This window comes from Paenibacillus sp. MSJ-34, from assembly GCF_018918005.1.
Classification (GTDB): Bacteria; Bacillota; Bacilli; order Paenibacillales; family Paenibacillaceae; genus MSJ-34.
In genome coordinates this window covers 1-2,458 of sequence record NZ_JAHLPR010000109.1, presented here as the reverse complement: position 1 = coordinate 2,458, position 2,458 = coordinate 1, and the positions used below count along the sequence as shown (strand labels likewise).

Below are 2,458 nucleotides of genomic sequence, written 5' to 3'. Positions count from 1 at the left end.
TCGGGTTCTTTAGCATACGCATTTTTGAAAATTGCTTTCAAAAACACGTTTACATCGATAATTTTAACTCAAGCACCCCAAATTGAGCCTCAATCGCCCGGTTTATTCCGAGATCCTATTCATTAACTATCTGCATAAATTCTAAATCGTTATCCAATACTTGATTCTCCTTCATCTCTCTCTGCCATTATTATACTATAATAAGTCACTCGCAACGAGTGACTATGCAAAAAGTTATTACCTTTATACCCTATGATCATGTGCCGCAATCCCTGCCCAAGTAACTGTCCCACCGCTAGCTGTGCGTAGAGCAGTCCCAATAGGGATACCACCATTAAATGACCCTGCAGTACTTGTATATGAGCCTTTATCGACTTTATCTCTCTTCAACGCCTCAATTTGACTCCTAAGTGAGTTTAATTCGCTTTGTAATCCACTTATATCGCCTACGCCAATGCCCGATACTCCACCGTTAAAATATACTCTCCCGTTAAAACTCGACAAATATCTAACAGACAGCGAACTTGCGTCTACATCCCCATTAAGATTGATCCTTGGTACTCGATTTCCGCCTATGTATATTGAGTTATCACTATAAACAGTCAATTCACCGCTTGAGGAGTAGGAATTTATCTCCCCTGCGAATCCACCACTTGACCCATAGAAAGATATGGCAGCAATACCACTATCGCTACCAGTATTAATGCTTATCCTGTTTCTGTTAGAATTGTCATATGTCCTAAACCCAATTGAGTCTATTTCGATTCGACGACCAGAGGATGCTGTTCTAAGCGTTGAACCTGTAATGATACCACCTGTTATAGTAGATCCAGAAATACTACCGCTAAAATTTCCGCTCCTTGCAGTCATATTTCCACTTGAATCAACAATAAATCTATCATTGACATTAATACTCGAACCAGTAATTGCACCATTATTAAAAACTGAATTTGAAATAGTTGCTGTATTTGCTGTCAGTTTATTTAACACTGTATTCCCGTGCATATCAGCATGATATGGGAAAGGTCTACCCTGCCATTTTGATAATGATTTATTATCTTTTATCGGTTCGATTTTTGAACTAATCCCATTTATGTCAATGAGAAACCAATGTAAGTACCCACCTACAATCTCATTAGCAAAGTGTCTATATGTGTTCATTAATGCCTTTTCCAATGGCATTTTTGCCGTTAATTTTTGAGCATAGGGAACCGCTTTATCAGAGTATGCTGCTACTCCAAATAACTCCTTATTTCCAGGTTCTTGCCGATCTACTTCAAAATCATTTTTGTAAATCATTTGGTAGATAACTGGTTTACCGTTTTCGATAGTAAAAATATATACCCCAATTTCAATTCCAAATTGTGTATTTTTATAAAGTGGATCATCTCTATGTTTTAATATAAATTCGTCATAAAATTTTTTTACTTTGCGCTGGATCATGCGAATTGTACTATACTCATTAATAGCATTAAAAATTTTTTCGAGAATATCAACTTCGCCAGAAATAAAAATAACTTTATCGCCAACTTGTCGAATTTTTTTATACTGATCTGTGACAAAATACTTTTTACCGTCAACCTCTGCGCTCACCCTACTATCAGCGCATACTAATATTTTGCCTTGGTCAATAAATGCCATGCATAAACTCATTAATTAATCCTCCTGTAAATCATCAAACTCGAATGCCTGAATCTGGTTTTGTTGTATGACTAACCATCTATTTTTATTGTTGCTATCTATGTATTGCATGTTAAATAGATTTAATGGATAGTTATCATTGGCAAAGTCGGTAAAACCCGCAATACAATCTGTTGATGCTAGGATCTCAATTGGTTTCTGTCTCCCTTTAAGCCATATTTTTAATGGATAAAACTTTTTCACGTTTCCGACCTCCCCAATTTTTGTTAACATTAAGAATCATAAAATTGAGTTTTCCTTCCAATCATATTAACTTTTAAAAAATGGCTAAAATCATCGCCGAAAAGCGTTGATATATCAAGGTTTTATTTTGTCTAAATGTTAACTTATAACCTGCTCTCTTTTCCGTCTCATGCCTTCTTTTGCTCGGTTCTTTTTTAACTGGTTGCTACAGTAACTACAATACTTCTGCCGGTTGTTTGTTTTTACAATCTCATCCCCGCAACGAGAGCAATTATCGATATTATCGTTCCTCATTGTTGGATCTCCTGTTACCTCTTCCCAATATTTTGATTCTAAAATTTTATCCGCTGGCAAAACTGCTAGCTCGAAGTAGATACATCGTCTATGACCCAAATTGGGATAGTCCCGGTCATATGTACATCTGTTATCGCTATCGATAGCGAATAAACATTTACCCTAAATTTCGAAAGTACCGTTCATTGAAAACATAAAAAAGTGCCCAAATCTTTGGTAGAATGGTGTTTGTCGAGAACACTACACCCAAAGAGAGGAGCACCTTTTAGGTGAAGTCTAC

At 36.3% G+C, this 2,458-nt stretch carries 2 protein-coding genes; both read right to left on the bottom strand.

The window, feature by feature from the left end:
* Positions 1-243: 243 nt before the first annotated feature.
* On the bottom strand, positions 244-1,653 hold the full coding sequence (locus tag KQI79_RS27165) for a hypothetical protein (protein ID WP_216541449.1): 1,410 nt from the start codon (positions 1,651-1,653) through the stop codon (positions 244-246).
* Positions 1,654-1,656: 3 nt separating this feature from the next.
* Positions 1,657-1,884 carry a hypothetical protein gene (locus tag KQI79_RS27160; RefSeq protein ID WP_216541448.1) on the bottom strand — a complete coding sequence of 76 codons (228 nt, stop codon included), beginning with the start codon at positions 1,882-1,884 and terminating at the stop codon, positions 1,657-1,659.
* Between the last annotated feature and the right edge of the window lie 574 nt (positions 1,885-2,458).